Origin of the sequence: Trichocoleus sp. Lan (assembly GCF_039961855.1) — a bacterium.
In the GTDB taxonomy this organism is placed as follows: Bacteria; Cyanobacteriota; Cyanobacteriia; order Cyanobacteriales; family FACHB-T130; genus FACHB-T130.
In genome coordinates this window covers 124,843-148,489 of record NZ_JAMPKA010000018.1, presented here as the reverse complement: position 1 = coordinate 148,489, position 23,647 = coordinate 124,843, and the positions used below count along the sequence as shown (strand labels likewise).

Here is a 23,647-nt window from a genome sequence, read left to right as displayed (position 1 = left end):
AACGATTCAGAAAATTTTAATTTGAGTTGTATTCGAGTACACCCTATAAAGATTTGTTACCAAATCTCTCATAGTATAACCTTGAAAATATATTGGTCAATTCGACTGACTCGACCACCTAGAAAAACAAAGATACGTAGTTGAGATTATGCAAGCAGAATACGCAGCGCGTCGCGAGCAGTTGATGGCGAAAATTGGCAACGGCACTGCCATCTTTCGGAGTGCCCCAGTGGCTGTCATGCACAACGATGTTGAGTACACTTTTCGGCAAGATAGTGATTTTTATTACTTAACTGGATTTAACGAACCAGAGGCGGTGGCAGTTTTAGCGCCCCACCATGCAGAACACCGATTTGTATTGTTTGTCCAGCCGAAGGAACGAGATAAGGAAGTTTGGACAGGATATCGGGTCGGGGTGGAAAAGGCAAAAGAATTCTATGGGGCGGATGAAGCTTACCCGATTGCAGAACTAAATGAGAAACTACCTCAGTATTTAGAAAAAGCCGACCGGATTTATTATCATTTGGGACGCGATCGCGCTTTCAATGAGACTATCCTCACCCACTGGCAGCGGTTGATGGCGGGTTATCCCAAGCGGGGTACGGGACCCATTGCGATTGAAGACACCAATCCGGTGCTTCACGGGATGCGACTGGTGAAGAGTCCAGCCGAGATAGAATTGATGCGTCGTGCGGCTGACATCTCAGCAGAAGCTCACAACTGGGCGCGAGAATTCGCTCAACCGGGGCGTTACGAGTACGAAGTGCAGGCGGAGATAGAACACATCTTCCGAAAACGGGGTGGAATGGGGCCAGCTTATCCCTCAATTGTTGCCTCTGGCGCGAATGCTTGCGTGCTGCACTACATTGAGAATAATCGGCAGATGCAGGATAACGAGTTACTGCTAATTGATGCGGGTTGTTGCTACGACTACTACAACGGCGACATCACGCGCACATTTCCGGTCGGGGGCAAGTTTACGCCAGAACAGAAGACGCTTTACGACATTGTATTGGAAGCGCAGTTACAGGCGATCGCGCAAGTTCAACCCGGAAATCCCTACAACTTAGGTCACGACACGGCAGTGCGCGTTTTGGTCGAAGGTTTAATCGATGTGGGACTCCTGGCAGGTGATATTGAAGAAATTATCAAAGAGCAGAAATATAAACCCTTTTATATGCACCGCACCGGACATTGGCTGGGTTTAGATGTCCACGATGCCGGTGTTTATAAGCATGGGGAAGAAGTGTGGCAGAGTTTGCAACCCGGTCATGTGCTAACAGTGGAACCGGGTCTATATATTGGACTGGATGTAGAACCAGCCGAGGGGCAACCGGCAATTGATGACAGGTGGCGTGGCATTGGTATCCGCATTGAGGATGATGTGTTAGTTACTGAGTCAGGACATGAGGTACTGACGGCGGGGGTTCCCAAGTAGATTGGACTAAACTTTAAACTTCATCAAAATCCCTCATTATCCTCAAATCTACGGGTTTAGTGAGGGTATATTTTTTTCGGAAACAGCCGAGGCGGAATCTGTTTGTTCGTTTCCAACTCGCTGCCATCAGTCAAGCAGAATTACAGTTTTGTGTCGCAAAGCCCATATTTTCCCCCTTATCTGGGTAAAATCGCTGATAGGGGCAGCGTTGAGAGCAAGGCGGGGTCTATGGTAATGCAAGGTGTAGATAATTCCTCTAAGCAGGCGGAACAGTTTCGACTGCTTCAAGCCCAACTGCGCGATCGCTGGCAGGGAGTCGATTTGTTCGACAGCGATGACTACGATATTTTAGTGATTCCTTCGGTCAGCCTTGACCAGCGGGAACTACTTAAAATTCAGGGCTTTCTCAATTATGAAGAGCGGCTGCTCTTTTCTTTAATTCGCCTGCGACACCCGCGCACGCGGCTGATTTATGTAACTTCACAGCCGTTACCGCCAATTGTGATTGATTACTACTTGCAGCTGTTGCCAGGAATTCCGTTTTCTCATGCTCGCGATCGCTTGTTACTATTTTCTACCTACGATTCCTCAGCCAAACCTCTGACTCAGAAGATTTTAGAGCGCCCTCGCTTGATGGAGCGGATGCGGCAAGCCTTGCGCCCCGAAAAATCTTACATGATCTGCTATAACTCGACCTTGCTAGAGCGAGATTTGGCAGTACAGATGGGCATTCCCCTTCTGGCGCTCGACCCCGATTTACTCACCTGGGGCACCAAAAGCGGCAGCCGGAAAATCTTTGCCGAGTGTGGGGTTCCTCATCCCGATGGCAGCGACAGTGTCTGGAATGCAGAAGACTTGGGTGTAGCAGCAGCCGAATTATGGGAACGCCAACCCCAGTTAAAGCGGATGGTTGTCAAACTCAATGAAGGATTTTCCGGCGAGGGGAATGCGCTACTGGATCTCAGACCGATCAAAAATGTAGCACCCGGAGAAGCCTCCCATGCCGAAAGGGTTGCCGCTATCAGCGATCGCTTTTCTTCCTTGAGCTTTCAAGCCAAGGCAGAAACTTGGGAAAATTTTTCCAGCCGTATCCCAGAGTTAGGGGCAATTGTAGAAGCTTTTATTGAAGGAGAGCATAAGCGATCGCCTAGCGTTCAAGGTCGCATTGACCCCAATGGAGAGGTAGAAATTCTCTCCACGCACGACCAAATTCTGGGTGGCCCAGATGGTCAGATTTATCTCGGTTGCAACTTCCCCGCCGATGAAGTTTACCGCCTGCGCTTGCAGGAGTTAGGGTTGCGTGTGGGGCGAAACCTGGCAAAAAAAGGAGCTTTAGAACGCTTTGGGGTGGATTTTATCGCCTGTCATCACCCCGAAAAATCTGGCGAGAAGTGGGACATCCAAGCGATTGAAATCAATTTGCGGAAGGGCGGGACGACCCACCCGTTTATGACCCTCAAGTTTTTAACCAACGGTCGCTATGACAGTTCCACGGGTTTGTTCTACAGCCAACAAGGTCGCCCAAAATACTATGTTGCTACCGACAACCTCCAAAAAGAACGTTATGTAGGGCTGTTGCCGAATGATTTGATGGATATTATTGCCCACCAACGGCTGCACTTTGATACCAGTACAGAAACCGGCACCGTTTTCCATCTCATGGGTTGTCTTTCCGAGTTCGGCAAGCTGGGATTAACCAGTATTGGTGATTCTCTGCAACAGGCAGAAGAAATTTACAACAAAGTTGTGAAAGTCCTAGACGAAGAAACGAAAACTCGCCCTAGTGCTTCTTATTCGGCATCCTATCCCAGCCCTCCGATTGCTTGGAGTGGAAAGAGTTAAAGAGTGTGGAGCTAGCGCAACGCTTGACTGACTCAGATAAAAGTGATGTTAAGCGTTGCAGTGCAAAGCAGCGATCGCTCCTAGTAGCTGAAAATTATAGAACACAAATCTCATATATCAAAAGAAGCAAAACGAAGCAAGCGTTTAATTTGTGTGAAGTTGTTTTAAAGAAGCAGCTTAAGAGACAAAACGCACGTTTACAGTTTGTCTCACATCGCCCTACTGGGCGATACAAGTGGAGGATGTAGTTGAGCGATTCATGACAGTTTAATAGTAAACGTAATGACAAACGTGAATCGCTCAGGGAGAATTGAATGACATCTAACATCATACAGAAATTAGCGTTAGCTGCTACTAGCACGTTTCCGATTGCAGCCACTATTGCTACTGCTACTGTTCTTAGTTTGTCTAATCCTTCTGAAGCTGCCAGTTTTTATAACTTTAGCTTTGCTGGAAATGATGAGTATACGATTTTAGGTTCTTTTAGTTATGATGACACCCTTTACTCAGGAACAATCGGCAAAAATCAATTAAATTCTTTTAAGATTTCATTTTTAAAACAGGGGAAAGTCGAACAACAGTATTCAACTTTATCATCTTTATTTAAATTTGAATTTGATACAGTTTCTAAGTCCGTTAAGAGTATGCACGCTGGAGCTTTTTACCTATACGATATGCCACCTACTCTTCCTAACGGCTCCCTTACATTTGAAACTTATAAAGACAACGAAACCGGGTGTGATGCTCTAGTTTGGGAAAAAACTACAGACACACAGTCCCAGGCTGTCGGCAAGTGTGATTCTGACTCCGAGGTGGTCGTCACTCCCCCAGACCCAGATACGCAAACCGTCCCGGAACCTGCATCTACGATGAGTCTGATCGTAGTGGGTGCTTTTGGTACTGTTTTCCAGTTGAAGCGTACCAAGAAAGTTGCGTAATTTGTATCAGTTTCCCTGCGGCTAAATTAGTCAGTTCAGGCGGGTAATGGTAAGATAATTTGCGATTACCCACCTCGACAATAGAAGTTTTGCTAGTGGGAAACAGCCTGGAGAGTAATCGCGATCGCTCCTAGTGGTTGAAAATTATTTAACACTAATCTTACATAAATGGCGTTCATTTAGGAGCGATAGGCTGGAAAAAAGAATAAGTAAAGACCCTGAGTTTAAACTACTTAAACGATTAGTTACTCAGTCCTCACCCTTCAGTCCTCCGTCCTATTTTAAGCGGCAAAAACTGAGCGCCAAAAGCCTATACTAAACATCGCTCAATCGTCGATAGAACAGATTTCGCTAATGATGAGAGGTCATAACCGCCCTCAAGACCAAAAACAATGCGACGAGTTACTTGCAGACAATAATCGGTAAATAACCCATAATCTTGCGGTTGCAGGTTAATACTAGCTAATGGGTCATCTGCATTCGCGTCATAACCAGCACTGACTATCAGCAAATCTGGCTGAAAATTGGTTAAAAAGGGTACAATCTTCTGCTCAAAAAGCGGTTGGTATTCAGTGATTGTGCTGCCAGGAAACATGGGGAAATTCAGCACATTTTTGTGGATACCGCGTTCGGAAGCTTGTCCGGTGCCGGGATAGCAAGGAGATTGGTGCAAGGAACAGTAGGCAATTTGGGGGTGGGTTTCTACAATATTTTGCGTGCCGTTGCCGTGATGAACATCCCAGTCGAGGATAGCAACGCGATTGATGCTAGGTTGTTCGAGGGCGTAGTAGGCTGCGATCGCTGCATTGGAAAATAAACAAAACCCCATGCCATAATTGCGTTCTGCATGGTGTCCGGGGGGACGTACCAGCACAAAAGCTGGGTTATTGGTAGCGAGGACGCGATCTACCCCATCCAGCCACGCGCTGGCTGCAAGCATTGCCACATCGTAACTCCGGGGGGAAACGAGGGTATCGCCACCATCCAAATATCCGCCACCATTCTGGGCAATCTGCCGGACTTTCTCAATGTGTTGTTGAGTGTGGACTTGTTGTAAAATCGGCGCGATCGCACGGTTCTCTACTGGCGTTGGCAGCTGCCATTCAATTTGAGCTGCCCAAGGCGCAGCTTTTAAAGCGTTCACAATTGCCGTCAGGCGTGCGGGTCGTTCTGGGTGGGATCGACCCGTGTCGTGATCGAGAAACTCATCTGAGTAGATTACAGGCAGCATAGTCCGAGAAAGGTTGGCAACACCAGGATCAATCATAGGCAGCATCAATGCTTTCTGGCATTATCTGCACCTTGCTTAATCCCGTTTCAAATCATCCCTCAAATCTTCACCTTCGTTGTACATTTGAGGTGCCACCGCCGGGTTATTCTTCAGTTCACCTGGCTCTACATTCAACAGAGTTTCGTTGATTGACGCAGGCTGTTTGATCTTAGCGATCGCTGCCTCCACTTCTGGTTCTAGTGTTTCGTCTGATTGATTCGTGTTTTCTTCTTTAGGTTCTTCAGCACTCATACGTACTTGCCCAAACAGGTTTAGCTTACGTGACTCAGCTTAATCTTGTCTGCGGCGAGACATACACTGTCTTGAGACTTAAATTTCTAAATGCTAATTGCTAATTGTTCAAGAGGACAAAACCCTATTGCACAGTGACTCCAAGCCTTTGTCAGCCTACCCGATTGGTTTTGGGCAGGAGCGATCGCTTCTAGGCTGTCTATCTCCTATATCCCATAACTTGTAGAGCTCCTGGCTATTCCAGGCATCGCCTGTGTTTGGGCGCAACAGAACCTTGATAAATTTGAGGTTATCTGCTGCATTTAAATCTTACTCACCAGCATCCCTGAATATGGCATTTGAACTCGATCATCTGTTTATTTGTACTGATATTGACGCTCCTGAAGCCGATGGTTTAATAGCCTTTGGCTTAACTGAAGGAACGCCCAACCTTCATCCGGGGCAGGGTACAGCCAATCGTCGCTTCTTCTTCCATAACGTCATGTTGGAATTGCTGTGGGTACACAACTCACAAGAGGCACAATCTACTCCTATTTCTGGGATACATATATGGGAACGATGGGTAGACCGAAAGCGGGGTGCTTGCCCATTTGGGTTTTGTTTGCGATCGACATCCCATCCGGTCAGTAGTCTTCCCTTCTCAACCTGGGAGTATCATCCACCATATCTACCAGAGTCGTTGAGTATTCCTATGGGGAGGAACTCCAATGTAATAACTGAGCCGATGCTCTTCTATCTGTCCTTTGGTGAAAGACCAGACAATTTTGAGATTAACAAAAGTCAACCTTTGAAACATACTTCGGGTTTGTGCAAGGTTACTCGCGTGAAATTCGTGAGTCCTTATGCAGACAAACCCTCTACAGAACTCAAAGCGATCGCCGATGCTAACTTGGTGGATTTAAGCCTTGGAGAGGAGTATCTTCTCGAACTTGGCTTTGATCGGGAGTTGCAGCAACAGCAAGCAGATTTCCGCCCTGTGCTACCGCTTGTCTGTCGCTGGTAGGACTGCACCGCTATTTATATTTCGCTCCCGATCGGGATTCAGAAAGAAGCGCCCCCAAGACCACATATAAAAAAAATACTGCACCTGGCGTTGCTAGGTAGATTCCACTCGAATGGGAATCGCTGTAACTGAATGCATAATCAACATAAGTATTTTGTAGGCTCTGATTCAATTTATTATTAAAAATAGATAAGTTTCATGCCAATTTGTAGAGTTAAGACAAAAAAATTACTTATTTGCCAGCAATAGGGAGGAAATAGCAGTGTCACCAGAAAAGCCCAACCCCCCAGAGCGCATTCAACGCTGGAGGTTTCTTCAACTTTTTGGCTTGGCAAAGCGAAATCCTCTGATGATTTCACGCTGGGTCTTACGCTGGACGGTTCTCGGTACTGCTTGTGGCTTATTCGCTGGGTTGTACTGGAACGTTCTGGAGTTCTTGATTCACATCCTTAACCGGGTTGAAGGGCCGACTCTACTGCTGGTGATGCCACTTGCCGGGTTGCTAATCGGCTTGGTGATTTATTTTCTAGGGAATCCCGGTGAAATTGCCGTACTTGTTGATAATATCCACTTTCGCGGCGGACGCCTGGATGCGACCAAAAATCCCTCGATGATTCTGGCGTCCCTATTGAGCATATCCGCCGGGGGCAGTGCTGGCCCAGAAGCACCGCTGGTACAAGTCACCGGATCTTTGGGAACTTGGGTCGCTGACCGCTTGAATTTGCAGGGGGAAGACCTGCGCTCGATGAGTTTAGCGGCGATGGCGGCGGGCTTTACTGCTTTGTTTGGCGCACCCCTTGGCGGTGCCATGTTCGCCTTAGAGATTTTGCATCATCAACACGTTTTGGAGTATTACGAAGCAATTCTGCCAGCAATTGTGGCGAGTTGCGCGAGTTATCTAGTTTTTGCGGCAATTACCAAACTGGGGATTGCCCCAACTTGGCATTTTCCTCAGTACACTCTCGACAACATTGATGATTTTGCGATGGCGATCCTGTACGGAGTGATTGGAGCCGTAGCCGGATGGCTGTTCATGAGCATTTTTCGAGGATGCGATCGCCTTTTGGCTCGAATTCCCGGCCCCATTTATGTACGGACGACTTTTGCGGGTTTAGGATTGGGCATTTTAGCGACTCTTTTCCCCCTCACCCGTTATTTTGGACACGAAGAGTTAGCAGAAGTCCTCGATCGTGATTTTTCAATGGCTTTCTTGTTAACGCTAGCGATTGCAAAAATGGTGGCAATTTCCATCACAGTCACGGGTGGTTGGCGGGGTGGGTTTATTATCCCGATCTTTTTCACGGGTGCTTGTATCGGCAAAGCGATCGCTCTATTGATTCCGGGACTGAATCCTGCCCTTGCCATGATTTGCGTTATGGCGGCTTTTAATGCATCGGTAACGCGGACGCCCGTAAGTACAACTTTACTGTTGACGAAACTAACGAACATCAGTCCGTTAACGCCTGTCTTGTTTGCCAGTTTGATTGGCTTTTTTCTGGCTCCCAAAGCACCTCTGATTACGGCTCAACTCAAAACGCAGCAAGAAGCGATCGCAGAGTAACCACAGTCCGTTAAAAGATTGCTAATTGAAGATTGTTCGTGACTCGTGGCAAAACGCATTATTAACCACGAACGATTCGCCATTCTTCCATCAGCAATTAAGCCTGAAATAATGACTGATAAAGACCAAAATGTGATAGAATTTTAATAGAATTTGTCATTATTTGGAATTAAGGCGGAACTTATTGCAAGCCTTTGCATATTATCTGCCATTTTTCTATACTTTTGGAGCTTTTTCACAGTATGACCACTTCCCCGGAGCGGATTATCCCCACGGATTTAGGGAGCGAGATGTCCCGGTCTTACCTGGAATACGCGATGAGCGTAATTGTTGGTAGGGCACTCCCAGACGCTAGGGATGGTCTGAAACCTGTACACCGGCGGATTCTCTACGCCATGAATGAGCTGGGTCTTACCCACGATCGACCTTTCCGCAAATGTGCCCGTGTGGTGGGGGAAGTGCTGGGTAAATACCATCCTCACGGTGATACAGCGGTATACGACGCCCTAGTGCGGATGGCGCAGGATTTTTCCATGCGCGACCCGCTGATTAACGGACACGGCAACTTCGGCTCGGTGGACAACGATCCACCAGCGGCAATGCGATACACCGAATGCCGCTTGCAAGCCCTCACAGGGGTTGCTCTCCTCCAGGATATTGAAGCGGAAACAGTAGACTTTGGGGATAACTTCGATGGTTCCCAGCAAGAACCGCTGGTATTACCCGCACGCATTCCCCAGATGTTGCTCAATGGTTCTTCGGGGATTGCCGTGGGAATGGCAACAAACATTCCCCCACATAATCTGGGAGAGTTAATCTCTGGATTGATCGCCTTGATCCACAATCCAGAAATTACTGACCTGGAGTTGATGCAGTATATTCCTGGCCCAGACTTTCCGACAGGCGGACAAATTCTGGGAGTTTCTGGGATTAAGGAAGCCTATACGACTGGGCGCGGCTCGATTACAATGCGGGGCGTTGCCCAGATAGAAACCATTGAACATCGGGGGCGTCCTGACCGGGAAGCAATCATTATCACTCAGTTGCCTTACCAAACGAATAAGGCGGCGCTGATTGAGAAAATTGCCGAAATGGTGAATGAGAAGCGGCTGGAGGGAATTGCCGATATTCGGGATGAAAGCGATCGCGATGGCATGCGGATTGTCGTAGAACTCCGGCGAGACGCTTATCCCCGCGTTGTCCTGAATAACCTCTACAAGCAAACGCCCATCCAAGCAAACTTTGGGGCGAATATGCTGGCGCTGGTAAATGGGGAACCCCAGTTACTCAGTCTCAAGAAATTCCTCACCGTTTTCCTAGATTTCCGGATTGAGTGCATCACCCGTCGCACCCGCTACGAATTGCGGAAAGCAGAAGAGCGAGATCATATGCTGCAAGGGCTGCTGATTGCCCTGTTGCACCTGGATGCAATGATTGAGCTAATCCGCAGAGCCGCCGACACCCCAACCGCTAAAGCGGAAATGATGGAGACTTACGGGTTGTCTGAGTCGCAAGCGGATGCGATTTTGCAGATGCAGTTGCGACGCCTGACAGCACTGGAAGCTGAAAAGATTCGCTTAGAACACGAAGAATTGCAAGCGCAAATTGCCGATTTGCAGGATATTTTGGCGAACAAAAGTCGCATCCTGGAAATCATTGAAAATGAGGTGACGCAAATCAAAACCACCTTCGCAACACCGCGACGAACCACCATCGAACACGCGGAAGGTGAGATTGATGACACCGATTTAATTGCCAACGAAAAAGCCTTAATTCTGCTAACAGAGCAGGGTTATATCAAACGGATGCCAGTCAACACTTTCGAGGCGCAAAGCCGCAATACGAGAGGGAAGAAAGGCACTGGCATGAAAGAGGATGATGGCGTAGAGCATTTCCTCACCTGCTGCGACCACGATAGCGTTCTATTTTTTAGCGATCGCGGTGTCGTTTACTGCCTCAAAGCGTACCAAATCCCAGCCTCGTCTCGCACAGCACGGGGTATCCCAATTGTGCAAATGCTGCCCATTCCGCGAGACGAGAAAATCACCTCCATCGTGCCGGTTACAGAGTTTACCAGCGATGAATATCTGGTGATGCTGACCAAGGGTGGTTACATCAAAAAGACCGAACTGTCTGCTTTCGGCAATATTCGGGCAAATGGCTTGATTGCGATTTCCCTGGAAGAAGGCGACCAGTTGCGGTGGGTGCGAAGAGCGAGAGCCGATGACAGCATCATCATCGGATCGCGACAAGGAATGGCAATTCACTTTAGAACCAATCACGAGCAACTGCGTCCCCTCGGTCGCGCCACGCGAGGCGTTCGGGCAATGGCTCTCCGCAATGCGGATGAGCTGATCAGCATGGATATCTTGCCAAGTCAGGTGGTTGCGAAGATCGTCGAGAGTGAGGAGTCGGAAGCAGCGGAAGCATTGGAAGCAACCAGTGAAGACGCCCCTATCACCAATGGTCAAGGGCCGTGGGTGTTGGCGATTACAATGGGTGGATACGGTAAGCGAATCCCGGTTTCCCAATTCCGCCTGCAAAATCGCGCCGGGATGGGGTTAGTGGCGACGAAGTTCCGGAAGCCGAAGGATCGACTCGCAGCATTGCGGGTAATCAATGAAGGCGATGAGCTAATGATGGTGACGAACCGAGGCATTATCATCCGTCAAGCAACCGATGCGATTTCCCTGCAATCCCGGATGGCGACTGGAGTCCGGGTGCAACGCCTGGATGAAGATGATGCGATCGCTGCTGTTGCCTTAGTACCCCCCTCGACTGACTCGACTGACTCGACTGATGATGAGGAAGAAGTAGAGAATTAAAAATTAAAAATGCAAAATTAAAAATGAAGAAACTACCTTTTTTAATTTTTAATTCTGCATTTTTAATTTCTCTGGTAGGTGGCATCTTGATGGGGGTGACAACAGCTCCTATCCAAGCATGGCCCCTAGCTTGGATTGCCTTAGCCCCTCTGTGGATTTTAATCCTTAAAAAGGGAGAATTGAAGCTTAAAAAAGGAGGAGAAACTTCTTCATTTTTTAGTTTTAATTCTCCCTTTTTAATTGGTTTGGCGTGGGGGATTGGCTATCACGGCGTTGCCTTATCTTGGATTACCGGGATTCACCCGATGACGTGGTTAGGGGTTCCCTGGCTGGCAAGTTTAGCGATCGCATTCTTTTGTTGGACTTTCATCACCCTTTGGGGAGCCGTATTAGTTGCCATTTGGGCGGCTGCTATGGCAATTTTAAATAATTTTCAAAACTCAAAACTCAAAACTCAAAACTTAAAACTTAAAACTCTAATTCGCGTTTTAATTGGCGTTGCTCTGTGGTGCGGACTAGAAAGCCTTTGGGGTTCTGGATCGCTATGGTGGACTTCCCTTTCTTATACCCAAAGTCCTCACAACCTCGCCATTCTACACCTTGGTCAAATCTCTGGTCCTAACACAGTAACCGCAGCAATTGTAGCGGTTAATTGCTTAATTGCCGAAGCATGGATTAACCGCAAACAATACACAAGACAAATAGAAGAAACTAATTCTTCTCCCTCTTCCTTCGTATCCTTTTCGCCTAAAGCGCTAACGCGCATGGCTTCGCTAAGGCGGTTCGTTCTCCATCCTGGTTATTTAAGCATTGCGGCTGGATTATTAATCGGGTTACATCTCCTCGGATTCGGGCTGTATAGCCGTCCCTTAATTCAACCTCCCCAAACCGCATTAAAAGTAGGAATTATTCAAGGAAATATTCCCAATAAACTCAAATTCGATCCGATTGGTTGGCGTCGCGCCATCGAAGGCTATACCAGTGGCTACAAAACTTTAGCTGACGAAGGAGTTGATGCTGTTTTAATCCCAGAAACAGCATTACCCGTCCAATGGACGCAACCCAGTTGGATTCGAGATTCTTTTTTACAAGCAATTTTGGATAAAGGTGTAGTTGCTTGGATAGGAACCTTCGGGGAAGCGGGAAATGATTATACAAATAGTCTTTATACGATTACTGGTACTGGTGAAACTTTTAGCCGCTACGACAAAACCAAGCTAGTGCCTTTAGGAGAATTTATTCCCTTTGAAAAAGTTTTAGGGAAACTGATTGACAAACTTTCTCCTCTCGATGCTCACCTAATTCCTGGCAAAACAAATCAAATATTTGATACACCTTTTGGGCGTGCAATTGTGGGTATTTGCTATGATTCCGCCTTTCCCGAACTTTTCCGGCGTCAGGCGGCTGCGGGTGGGGAATTTATCCTCACAGCGTCTAACGATGCTCATTACACCTCATCAATGATGGCTCAACATCACGCTCAAGATTTGATGCGGGCAATTGAAAGCGATCGCTGGGCTGTCCGCGCTACGAATACTGGATTTTCTGGCATCATAGATCCCCACGGGAGAACCTTGTGGATATCTAAAATGAATGCTTACCAGCTACACGCAGCCACCATTTACCGGCGACAAACGCAGACTTTATATGTGCGTTGGGGCGATTGGTTAACACCTTTTTTGTTGGTGTTGGGAGCGATCGCTTGGTTCTTCATTATCTTCTGGCGAGATAATCAGCGTGGAAGATGATAGCAACCCTACCGCTACCCGTTTATTTTTCGCTTAGTGTAGTTGCAAAGAATAGCGCTCGCTCGGAATCAATTCCGATTCTCTTGCTTGAAAAATATTGCAGATATGGAGCAATAGCTTACTTCCTCAACTTTATCTATTACCGCTAATAGAATTTCCTTGAGCATCCGCCCTCTGCTGCACATCAGCAATGATTTGCCTAACCTTCTCTACATCTGGAGACGTGAGTTGTTGAAAAACTGCTAAAGATTCCTGCAAGTAGGTTAGCGCTGTGGTGAAATCTCCCTGTTCATATGCCAATAACAACCCAATCATCAGCAACGTTACTGCCGGGGTTTGATGATTGTCGAGTAATTTGCACAGTTTGAGAGACTGCTGATAACACTCAATTGCTTGCTGGTACTGCTTTAGGTCAGCGTAAATACCGCCCAGATCATTCAGAGTTATGACTTCAAACTTACGATCGCCGATTTCCCGTGCAATTGCCAAGCACTGCTGATAACACTCAATTGCTTGCTGGTACTGCTCTAGAGCAGCGAAAACACCGCCGAGATCATTGAGAGTTATACCTTCAATTTTGCGAGTACCGATTTCCCGTACAATTGCCAAGCACTGCTGATAACACTTAATTGCCTGCTGGTACTGCTCTAGAGCAGCGAAAACACCACCGAGATCATTGAGAGTTATACCTTCAATTTTGCGAGTACCGATTTCCTTTGCAATTGCTAAGCACTTCTGATAAGACTCAATAGCTTGCTGATACTGCTCTAACAAAGAGTAAGCCTTGCCCAGATTATACAGAATTATGACTTCAAGCAGGCGATTGCCAGCTTCCCTGGCAATTAAGAGTGACTGTTCTATAAGGGCGATCGCTTGCTCATTTTGATTATGAAGGGCATAGATAGCTCCTAATTCATACAGAACAGTAGCTTTTTCATTCTTTAAATCGTCATTTTTATTTACTAACTTAAGTGCTTTTTCCAAGTATTCTGTCGCTTTTGTGAATTCATCTCGGCTGCGATAAGCCTCTCCTAACTGAGTCAAAATCTGAATTTGTGTCTGTAAATCTTCTTCTTTTTCATGACAGCCGGAAGGGCTGTATTCCATCAAAAGTCTCTGTAACAAATCAATTCGCTCTTGCTTTTCAGTGAACTCTAATTCATGGAGTATTTTATCAGAGTGGAGAGTTTTGGAAAGGGCATCATCTTTAGTAGCTTGAACTGTATTAAAATGAAAAACGCCTGATTTCCACGCCCAAAAATCAGGTGCAAATTTAGCTAGACGAGTAATCGCATAATCTGGTAAGCAAAAAAGGATAGGATGAGGGACGCTCTTAGAAAAGGAATCCCGAACAAAGTTGAGATCCTGTAGCACGGGTGGGTACTCCCCAAACATCCCAATTGATTTTTCTAACCCTTGCAGGATCAAAACTAATTTTTTATCAGGGTCAATATGTATATTTGGAAGCCTTTGGATTATTGCATCTCTCAAAAAGCGCAGTTCCGGGTTGTTAAAATTTAGCAACTCAAAATGAATATCTTTGCATTTAGGATGCTTTTTGAGTGCTTCTATCAAAGTATCTAAATCTTTTGAAAAGTTAATTTCTATAAACCCAATTATAAAACCTTCTGCAAAATCTATAAATGTCAATAGTTCAGATAATTGCTGCTGATTTATAGAAATAAAACTATTGAAATTTAAAGCTAATTCAGATAACTTTAGGTAAGCATTAAGGATACTGGAGACTTTGTTTAAGAGCTTTTTGGAAGGCATCTATTTGCTTAATCACTGGGTTGACGTAGTTCCACCGATTGTTGCCGTTATATTCTAAAACAGATGTATTAAATAGCATCAATTGCCCTATCTCATCTTTATTAATATCTTTATTTATGCACACTTGAGCTAAGAGAGGATAGTGTTCTGTAGGAATAACCCGCTCAAAGTTAAATTGCTCCTGCTTAACTGCATAGGTGACATCTTCCACCGTAATTTTATTGTGACCGCGAGTGCTAGCCGTTTGGCAAGCAGTCCGCATCATCTGCATTAACTGACGGACATGACCACCACTGGCTTTTGCCAAATTTAGTAAAGGTTCGCGCGATTCAAATACAGCCTCAATTTCGACTCGATGCTCAATCAAACTGGTAACAGCGTCTAGGGCTTTTTGGTTATAGTCTAAATCTACGCGATCTCGTTCAAACTCATAAATATTTACCATTGGCACAATGTTGGGTTTATCGAAAGCGTTATTTAGGTTTTTTTCTGAATAAAGTATAGAAATAGGTACTGTGTAGATAATCGTGCAGTGTAGTTCTTGCAACTGTGCTGCATAGTCAAAAAACAAATGATTGCCAACATTTGGCGGCACTCGATCTAAATTGTCAAAAATTATCAAAAATCCTTTGGAATGCGGAAATTTAGTTCGTAATTTTTTATAGCCATCTGTAACCAAAAGATTAATATCACTTTTGAGGCGAGAAATATCTTTTTCTAAAGCTTCTCTAATTGATATCTTTTTCTTTTCAGAACCTTTGATTTGAGCAGTTACTTTAGCTAATACTTTAGCAATAAAAGGAATCTCTGCGCCTGCTTCTGCTGTTGTTTCTATACCAACAGAGTTTTCTATAGTTGTTTCAGTCTCTTCAGTAATATCTTTAAACCAGGACTCAAAGCTATTTAGCAGTTGAGCATCAAACTTTAAACCCAAAGTACGTAATTCATACTCAACTAGCTTGATAATCACCAAATACAAATCTGTATAACGGGCATCGTTAATATCAATTTCTTCATCGGATTCTAAGTAAATGACCCGATAATCACGTTCCCATCGGCTCTTAATTCGTCTCAGCTCTGTACTCTTACCGCAGCCTCTATGCCCTGTAAATAAAAGTGTGGTAAATTCGCCAGCTTCTTGAAAGTCTAAAATGGTGCTAACATCTTCAACCGCCTGAGTTTTTCGTACCGTTGATAGGTGAACATAGTATCGCTCAATGTTTTCACCTTCTAGCGGACGTACATCACAAACCCGATACGCAGCTTTAAGAGTCGTAGTCCGATTCGGAGGAAGTGGAGTCATCAAGTTAGCCTAATTGTAGTAGCTGAATAGAGCTATAAAAATTCATATAGCCAAATTCTAGGCGATTTGCTGTGCCATCTCAAACCCGATCGTGTCTTGCGGCAAAATCTACAAAAGCGATCAGCAAGTACCGTTTGCATACATACGTTTTGGGATCGCCCCTCCTCAAAATCTAGCAAAGAGCGATCGCATTTTCCTTTGGGAAAGTGCGATCGCTCTTTAGTATTGCCCGATGTTACTGATTCAATGTTACTGGTTCATCTGCGTTCCACGGTTCATCTGCATTGGGGTCGTCTGTGTCCCAGGAGTCATCTGTGTCCCAGGAATTGTCTGCATTCCCCGGTTCATCTGCATATTCGGGGTTGTCTGCGCCCCCTGATTCATCTGCATCCCCCGGTTCATTTGCATCCCCCGGTTCATCTGCATCCCAGACATTCCAGGCATTCCAGGCATCGCATTGCCTGTCTCAGCCACCCTGGCACCTGTCATCGACGCAGCCATTTCTAAATGACCCTGCACCCTTGGCAAGATTCTGCCAGCAAAAGCTTTCAGATCGGGATCTTGTCCCAGTCCAACTTGACGCTGGTACACTGCGGCACTTTCCAAGTGACCGTTCAGCCCGCCCTCCATCATATAAGCTTGGTCGAAGCTCTTTCCAGACAACTGCTGAAGCCGCATCATTGCCGCTTCATACTTTGGCCCTGGAGTAGTTGGAGGCGTGACTCCCTTCTGAGCCGCTAACTGCATCAGTTCTTGGTTCGCCCGTGTATGCTCCTGAATCATCTGCTGCGCGAACTGCTTTACATTCGGGTCGGTTGACTTTTCTAACGCCAGTTGCCCAAGTTGTACTTCTGCCATTCCCCCGTGGGCGGCGTCCATAATAAACTGCCTATCTAGGGCAGTCAACTGGCTGTTGCGTGATGGCGTTGCCTGTCGGTTTGACGGCGTTGCCGGTCGGGTTGATGGCGTTACGGGGCGGGTGGTCTGAGCTACGGCTGAGAAGCCCAGAGACGTAAATAATCCAACTGCTACAAGGGCAGCAGTTGCTGTTGTTCGTTTCATCATGGTTAAATCTCCAGGAAATGCTTTTGTTTGCTAGGGCTGACCGTAGGTTCGTTAGCCAAAAAAAGAGCTAACAAATTTAGGAAAGTCTTGATGCACTAAATTTTTTTTCTCAACTCAGCGAGCATTTACATCTGAGCAGGTATACATCTACTAATACTGCTTAATCTTTCTTCAACTACCTCTCTCTTTAGATATGTTTGCTTATCGAGAGAGCTAATCGTATCAATTCATTCTTAAAAACCCTAGTTGCTGCTAAAGATTACTTTGTAGCTTCACTGGAAATTCCAAAAAACATATTACAGCGCCGTGTCTATCAGATGTGATTTCTAGATTGCTCTAAACTGCAACTAAATCCTGATAAATATTTTTTCAGAATAAAAATGCAAGCAATCTATTTTCGTTTGGTTTTATACAGGATAATGAAATTAAAAACTAGGCTAAAGTAAGGGATTTTCAGAACTAAAAACATCTCATTAGGTAGAGGCTTATTCAGCGAGTCCTTAGGAAATTAGGATTTATTCGCAGCGCTACTGCAATCAAAATCCGAAGCACTACCAATAGCGGGAATTAGCTGCACTGCTAGCTATAGAAAAGTGCAGAGGCTGACTTGAATCGCCATCTAATTCAACAGGGGGATTCGAGTAGAGGAATATTTATCGCCTTTTCGGGATAGGCTAGAGCGATCGCTTGTTCTGACTGCCCCTGGAAAAGCTTGCAATGAACAATTTGAGAGTGGTAGCGTCGGAGAGCTAGCTAGATATACGTAGAAGCTGAAACGTCTAAACATGAAGCGATCGCTCCTTAGCCTGACTCTAGGCTTAACATTGCTGGAAGCATTCACTCTACTTGCTTTTGCAGCACCCCCTAGAAACCCCGATCAAACAGTCCAGTGTGAAATTTTGGTTGTTGGAGGTGGACTCTCTGGTGCCGCGACTGCCTACGAAGGCTTATTGGCGGGACGAACCGTTTGCCTCACCGAAATTACCGACTGGGTAGGAGGACAAATTTCCGCACAGGGAACTTCCGCACTAGATGAACGCCCTACCCAACGGCAAAAGCTGTTATATTCTCGCGGCTACCTGGACTTGCGACAGCGAATCAATCGCAAATATGGAGAACTCAACCCTGGCGATTGTTGGGTTAGTGAATCCTGCTTTCTTCCCCGCGATGCTCACAAACTGCTGTACGACCAATTGCAAGATGCTGCCAAAAGAGGCAGAGGCAAGCTGAAATGGTTTCCCTCGACGGTAATCAAAGAACTGAATATCGACCAAGCGGGCAATTTGATTCAAGGTGCGATCGCTATCCAGCATCGCCCAGCGAAAGGCGCATCCCCTCTCAACACCTTGCCGCTATCGCAAACGATTGAGGATTCTTATCGCTACGAGAACTCGCCTCAGTTTGAAAAAAGCATTGTGCGCTTTGTACCCCAGCCAGCGAAAAAGCCAGCACCCGCAGCCCCAAATTGGTACGTGGTTGACGCCTCAGAAACCGGCGAACTGATTGCCCTGGCTGACGTTCCTTACCGGCTAGGGATTGACCCCCGTTCTTACCTCGAACCTTCTTCGTCGAGTGAAAAGGGCGATCGCTATTGCACCCAAGGCTTTACCTACACCTTTGCAATGGAGGCAACCCAACAACCACAAACCCATACCCCGCCACCGTTCTATTCTCAATATGAACCCTACTACAGCTATGAATTAAAGCGACTAGCGGACTTTGGGCTAGTCTTCACCTACCGACGCATTTGGAGTCCTAAAGCTGGAGAAACAACCAAATTCGGGGGTCTTTCCTATACGGGGCCCACTCCCGGCGACATCTCCATGCAGAACTGGACTTGGGGCAACGACTACCGCCCCGGAAACGCCGAAGATAACTTAGTTTACACTCGCGACCAGTTGCAAGCCGCTGGACAGCTACAGCCTGGAGAATGGATGGGAGGATTGCGAACCGAAACCCTCCGCAAAGGCGAGGAAAACGCGCTGGGATATTTTCACTGGCTGGTTGCTGGAACCACCGACTCTCAACTTGGCCCAGGAGTTAAGCAGGCGAAACCCAATAACCGTTACCTGAGTGGGTTAGATTCCCCAATGGGAACGGTGCATGGGTTATCTAAGTATCCTTATATGCGGGAAGGACGGCGAATTATTGGACGCCCCACCTTGGCTTATCCTCAAGGTTTTAGCATTTGGGAAATTGATATTTCTCGCCGTAACTACAAAGACGACTACTACCGTCAAACATTGTCACCAGATACCTATCGGAGACTACAGGCATCGCTTGCAGGACTGGAAGTAGCGTCTGTACTGAGCGGCACCAAGCCGCCGGAACAAGTCATGCGGCGCACTCGTTCCACCATCTATCCCGACGCTGTGGGGATTGGTCACTATGCCATTGACTTCCATCCTTGCATGACCCAAAGCCCCGCAGAAGCTCCAGGAAACACCGAACGGGAAGGTGAACGACGGGGTGCAGGTCAAGCTTATCCGTTCCAAATCCCTCTCAGAGCGATGATTCCCCAAAAAATCAACAATATGCTAGTGGCAGGGAAAAGTATTGCGACCAGTCATATTGCCGCCGCTGCCTATCGAGTGCATTCCTTTGAATGGTCAGCGGGGGCTGCTGCTGGAACGACAGCCGCTTTTGCCTTAGAAAATGCGATCGCGCCTTATCAGCTAGTGGATGAACTGCCACGCGCCGAACCACAACTAGAAGCGCTGAAACGTCGATTGGATAAGAATAACAATCCGACTGTCTTTCCAGACACCTCAATTTTCAACCAGAATTGGGAAGATTGGAAGTGATATTTGTGAATCGGGAATGGCTAATTGGAATAGCCATTCCCGATTCGCAATGACTACTTTGCTGGCTTCTCTAGCGACCAAATAGGAAGTTTATTCACCTCTTGGAGGGTTAACTCTACATAAGTCATGTCCTCCGGCTTAGCAACTTCTAGACCAAAATAACCTTCAGGGCCATCGTGAGCGTGGGAGCCGCTGCTCCTGGCTGAATAACGCCCTTGCAAACGAGCTTGATTAAATTGGGAACTCACGTTCCACAGCCACCGAGAGGGGAAGACAATACCGCCGAGATCCTCAACCCAGTCTCGACTCCCTCGCAGGTGATAGAAACGAGCCGCCTGAAAGCCCGACCTCCCATTAAAGACCCCACCCACAGAGACGATAGTGATTTTTGGATGTAGCCATTGGTTCAGATAGGGAGCCGCACCCAAGGCAACTTGTACGCCACCACTCGTTCCAACGAGAATGATGTCAAGCGGTTTACTCTCTGTGCGGGAAATCGGCTTCCCACCATTCATTCGCTCGATGATGGCATTGGCAATCCCCTGATTATAAATAGAGCCATAGCGAGGATCGGCGGAAATCGCAAATCGCCAGAGATTGCGGATTTTGATCAGCACGCTGGCGATTCCCATCCCACCATTTCGATTCGCAAAGTGCCATACGGGACTTAATAACCGCTGTCCTCCTAGACCCTTGTTCTCTGCTGAGTATGGGAAAACATCTCCTACGGCTACGCAGTTAGGATGACTCTCAACAATCCGGTCTAAAAAGACTTCTTCCCCCGGTGTTAATTCATTGGCAGAAAAATCTCCCACCCCTGTCAAAAAGACAATGTAACAATTGATTTGGGAGGATTTGGAGGCAGGATTTGAGTCATTGTTGGGTGGCAAGATCGAGCTTTGGTTTTTCTTAAAACCTAAAGTTTCTGCTCCTTGTCCTAGCCACCAGACGACAGTCCCGACTGGCGAAGTAATACCCCAGATGATGAGTATAAAGACCGCTAGGAGCAACAGCTTCAAGGTTCCCCCCCGAAGCCATACAAGTATCCGCCAAATCAATCGCAGCATTCAAGAATATCTAGTTGCTTACTGTTACTGTCTTAACGTCAATTAATTTCGGTCAGGAAGTGAATTTTTTTGGTGATTGGCTCCCTGAGGCAGTATCCTATCCAAAGTCGTCATCAATCGCGAGTAGTAAGGATTCAACGTGAGCAGCGAGGAATCAAAAGTAAGCTTGGGCACGACCCTTTGGAATGCACTTGCTTTAGATGGAAATTTTTATGAAAATGCTCGAAATACGCCTAAAACCTATCGAATTGCCCAAACTATTGTGATTTTAGCAGCACTGTCCCATGCTTTGGGTAGTGCTGTTATTTTATTAATTAACCTGGCAACGCTGCCCGTAATGCTGCTGGCGCTTCTGATTGATGGGATGAGCATTGTGGGAGGCTACTATTTCTGGACGCTTACCATTTGGAAGATTGGGGAGTGGCGAAAACCAAATCACGTTACCTATAGGGATTTGATGATTCCGATTGGCTTTGCCTATGCTCCGCAAGTGCTGAATTTCTTAACGCTGATTCCTTTGTTCGGACAACCACTTGAGCGGGTGCTAGCCGTTTGGAGTTTGCTAGCGGTGATTGTGGCAGTCCGCCAAGGGTTAGATATCAGCACTCGCAATTCGGCGTTAATTTGTTTGGTCGGATGGCCTTTGGTACAGCTGGCGGTTGGATTTATACAACGCTTTGAACAATTCCTGGTAGAGGGTTTCTAGGTTTTGTTGACATTTTGCCAAAACTTTGCACCAAATCCCGCTCTGGTTTTGCTTGGTTGTCACAGGAAACGAAGATGATTCTGACTTAACCTGTTACTTTCGGGGATTCAGGATTGTTAAAATAGAGCAAAATACTTGTAAATTAATTTTGTTAAGGTCTTTTCGCAATCTGCCTTATGACTAGGAGACTTTCAGCCGCTGTTGGCGCGATCGCCTCCGGTATAACTTTACCGACCGCCGCTGCACCGATTCAAGCTCCTGTTCAGACTCCTGAACGATCTAGTCAAGTTGTCCGCAAGTTATATCCTAATTACAAAGTGATCGTGTTAGACGATGATTTCAATACGTTTGAACACGTTCACGAGTGTTTGGTGAAATATATTCCTAACATGACAAGCGATCTCGCTTGGGAACACACCTATCAAATCCACTTTGAAGGTCAAGCAATTGTTTGGGTGGGTCCCCAAGAGCAGGCAGAACTTTACCACGAGCAACTCAGTCGCGCTGGGTTGACAATGGCTCCTCTAGAGGCGGCTTAAAAGAGTTATGAGTGTGAGTTAGCATTCTTAGTTCAAAACTCAACACTCATAACTCAAAACTTTCCGATTTCCTACGCGGTTACGGTTGCCATTGCCCGTTCAACGGCTTGCAGCGCTTGGTTTACCTCTTCAGCAGAGACAATCAGCGGCGGCACAAATCGAATCACTTTGGGACCAGCAGGTACCAACAATAAGCCGTCGGCGATCGCTGCTTTAACGACATCGGCTGAAGTTAAATCAATCTCTGCCTTCAACTCCATCCCATTGATTAAACCCCAGCCACGCACTTCACTAATTTGGTTGGGATATTTAGATGCGATCGCGCTCAATCCTGCTCGTAATTGTTCGCCCCGATCTTGTACATTTTGCAGAATATTGTCCCGTTCTAGCGTCTGACAGACGGTTAACGCAGCCGCACAGGCAAAAGGATTGCCGCCATAAGTGCTAGCATGATCTCCCGGCTGAAAAACATCACAATGTTTCTTGCACAAGGTTGCACCGATGGGAATGCCACCGCCTAATCCCTTGGCAGACGTGAAGATATCCGGCTCAATTCCCAAATTCTCGTATCCCCAGAACTTGCCGCTGCGACCCATGCCAACTTGCACTTCATCTAAAATTAGCAAGATGTCGTTCTCATCGCAGATTTTCCGCAATTCTTGGAAGTATTTGACATCGCCGGGACGCACGCCACCTTCTCCCTGCAAGGCTTCCAGCATAATTGCGGTGACACCTTGATCGCCTTCGTCGAGGGTAGCGATCGCATTCTTGATCGCCCCAATATCGTTGTAAGGCACATAGTAAAAACCAGGCATCAACGGGGCAAAATTTTTCTGGTACTTCGGTTGACCTGTAGCGGTAATCGTCGCCAACGTGCGCCCGTGGAAGCTGGCGTGAGCCGTCAAAATAATCGGCTTTTCGATCCCTTTGACCGTGTGGGCATATTTCCGAGCCAGTTTGATTGCCCCTTCATTCGCCTCAGCACCGGAATTGCAGAAAAACGCCCGATCCGCGCAGGAATGGTCGATCAACCATTTTGCTAATTCCCCTTGTACCGGGATGTAATACAAGTTAGAGACATGGTGCAGCGTCTGGATTTGGCGAGTTACGGTTTCCACCAAAGCTGGGTGAGCGTGTCCGAGGGTACAAGTGGCAATCCCGGCAACAAAGTCCAGATATTCGCGCCCCTCGCTATCCCACAGGCGGCAACCCGCACCCCGTTCTAAAGCTAGGGGATAGCGCCCGTAGGTACTCATCACCGAGGCGTCAAAGCCTTCTGGGTCATACGGAACGGACACGCCTGACTCTGCCGGAATTGAGGAATTTTCAACCAGAGTTTCTAGACTCACTGCTTACTCCTGAAATTTTTTATCCTTATTTGGCAATCTTAAAGGGAATTTTCAAAAAGTTCTGTTTAAAGGGAACTATAAACCCTGAGAAAACAGAAACAGCCTTACTTGCGAAAGGTTAGCTGAGGCGGTTAACATCGTCCACGCGACTCCAGGTTGAGTCT

The 23,647-nt window shown here is 46.7% G+C and carries 17 protein-coding genes; 10 read left to right on the top strand and 7 right to left on the bottom strand.

Features of this window, described 5'->3' with window-relative positions:
- Positions 1-148 precede the first annotated feature (148 nt).
- The 3 genes from NDA03_RS17275 to NDA03_RS17265 all read left to right on the top strand — a co-directional run bounded on the left by NDA03_RS17275 (position 149) and on the right by NDA03_RS17265 (position 4,218).
- Positions 149-1,438: an aminopeptidase P N-terminal domain-containing protein gene (locus NDA03_RS17275; protein ID WP_348238692.1), complete on the top strand. Its 1,290-nt coding sequence runs from the start codon at positions 149-151 to the stop codon at positions 1,436-1,438.
- A gap of 234 nt (positions 1,439-1,672) precedes the next feature.
- Positions 1,673-3,280 (top strand): peptide ligase PGM1-related protein, encoded by a 1,608-nt coding sequence (locus NDA03_RS17270; RefSeq protein ID WP_348238701.1) that lies wholly within the window; start codon positions 1,673-1,675, stop codon positions 3,278-3,280.
- 314 nt (positions 3,281-3,594) lie between these two features.
- Positions 3,595-4,218, top strand: coding sequence for a hypothetical protein (locus NDA03_RS17265; RefSeq protein WP_348238691.1), 624 nt, complete (start codon positions 3,595-3,597; stop codon positions 4,216-4,218).
- 310 nt (positions 4,219-4,528) lie between these two features.
- Here the strand turns inward: NDA03_RS17265 and NDA03_RS17260 are convergent, their stop codons facing one another.
- Together NDA03_RS17260 and NDA03_RS17255 are read right to left on the bottom strand one after the other, a co-directional pair.
- Positions 4,529-5,449 (bottom strand): histone deacetylase, encoded by a 921-nt coding sequence (locus NDA03_RS17260; RefSeq protein WP_348238700.1) that lies wholly within the window; start codon positions 5,447-5,449, stop codon positions 4,529-4,531.
- A 75-nt stretch (positions 5,450-5,524) separates the two neighbouring features.
- Entirely contained in the window at positions 5,525-5,740 is a 216-nt protein-coding gene (locus NDA03_RS17255) for a hypothetical protein (protein ID WP_348238690.1), read from the bottom strand.
- A gap of 331 nt (positions 5,741-6,071) precedes the next feature.
- Here NDA03_RS17255 and NDA03_RS17250 point away from each other — a divergent pair, with 331 nt between their 5' ends.
- From NDA03_RS17250 to lnt, 4 genes are all read left to right on the top strand, one after another.
- Positions 6,072-6,743, top strand: coding sequence for a hypothetical protein (locus NDA03_RS17250; RefSeq protein ID WP_348238689.1), 672 nt, complete (start codon positions 6,072-6,074; stop codon positions 6,741-6,743).
- Positions 6,744-7,005: 262 nt separating this feature from the next.
- The gene (locus tag NDA03_RS17245; protein WP_348238688.1) at positions 7,006-8,304 is read left to right on the top strand and encodes a chloride channel protein; all 1,299 of its coding nucleotides are present in this window, start codon (positions 7,006-7,008) and stop codon (positions 8,302-8,304) included.
- Positions 8,305-8,546: 242 nt separating this feature from the next.
- Positions 8,547-11,129 (top strand): DNA gyrase subunit A, encoded by a 2,583-nt coding sequence (gene gyrA / locus NDA03_RS17240; RefSeq protein ID WP_348238687.1) that lies wholly within the window; start codon positions 8,547-8,549, stop codon positions 11,127-11,129.
- Between the two features lie 23 nt (positions 11,130-11,152).
- Positions 11,153-12,877 (top strand): apolipoprotein N-acyltransferase, encoded by a 1,725-nt coding sequence (gene lnt / locus NDA03_RS17235; protein ID WP_348238686.1) that lies wholly within the window; start codon positions 11,153-11,155, stop codon positions 12,875-12,877.
- Positions 12,878-13,009: 132 nt separating this feature from the next.
- On the opposite strand, the gene NDA03_RS17230 is transcribed toward lnt, so the two are convergent.
- The 3 genes from NDA03_RS17230 to NDA03_RS17220 form a co-directional block, all read right to left on the bottom strand.
- Complete coding sequence (locus tag NDA03_RS17230; protein WP_348238685.1) at positions 13,010-14,527, bottom strand: tetratricopeptide repeat protein; 1,518 nt, start codon at positions 14,525-14,527, stop codon at positions 13,010-13,012.
- A gap of 79 nt (positions 14,528-14,606) precedes the next feature.
- Positions 14,607-15,953 carry an ATP-binding protein gene (locus tag NDA03_RS17225; RefSeq protein WP_348238684.1) on the bottom strand — a complete coding sequence of 449 codons (1,347 nt, stop codon included), beginning with the start codon at positions 15,951-15,953 and terminating at the stop codon, positions 14,607-14,609.
- Between the two features lie 249 nt (positions 15,954-16,202).
- Positions 16,203-17,018, bottom strand: a complete 816-nt coding sequence (locus tag NDA03_RS17220; RefSeq protein ID WP_348238683.1) for a DUF4142 domain-containing protein — start codon at positions 17,016-17,018, stop codon at positions 16,203-16,205.
- A 785-nt stretch (positions 17,019-17,803) separates the two neighbouring features.
- On the opposite strand from NDA03_RS17220, the gene NDA03_RS17215 reads away from it, so the two are divergent.
- Positions 17,804-19,822 carry an FAD-dependent oxidoreductase gene (locus tag NDA03_RS17215; protein ID WP_348238682.1) on the top strand — a complete coding sequence of 673 codons (2,019 nt, stop codon included), beginning with the start codon at positions 17,804-17,806 and terminating at the stop codon, positions 19,820-19,822.
- Between the two features lie 53 nt (positions 19,823-19,875).
- Here NDA03_RS17215 and NDA03_RS17210 read toward each other — a convergent pair whose 3' ends face one another.
- Positions 19,876-20,889 carry a hypothetical protein gene (locus NDA03_RS17210; RefSeq protein ID WP_348238681.1) on the bottom strand — a complete coding sequence of 338 codons (1,014 nt, stop codon included), beginning with the start codon at positions 20,887-20,889 and terminating at the stop codon, positions 19,876-19,878.
- 139 nt (positions 20,890-21,028) lie between these two features.
- Here NDA03_RS17210 and NDA03_RS17205 point away from each other — a divergent pair, with 139 nt between their 5' ends.
- Positions 21,029-21,595, top strand: a complete 567-nt coding sequence (locus tag NDA03_RS17205) for a hypothetical protein (RefSeq protein ID WP_190414457.1) — start codon at positions 21,029-21,031, stop codon at positions 21,593-21,595.
- Between the two features lie 176 nt (positions 21,596-21,771).
- Positions 21,772-22,134, top strand: coding sequence for an ATP-dependent Clp protease adapter ClpS (gene clpS / locus NDA03_RS17200; RefSeq protein ID WP_348238680.1), 363 nt, complete (start codon positions 21,772-21,774; stop codon positions 22,132-22,134).
- Positions 22,135-22,205: 71 nt separating this feature from the next.
- Here clpS and NDA03_RS17195 read toward each other — a convergent pair whose 3' ends face one another.
- Positions 22,206-23,483: an aspartate aminotransferase family protein gene (locus tag NDA03_RS17195; protein ID WP_348238679.1), complete on the bottom strand. Its 1,278-nt coding sequence runs from the start codon at positions 23,481-23,483 to the stop codon at positions 22,206-22,208.
- Between the last annotated feature and the right edge of the window lie 164 nt (positions 23,484-23,647).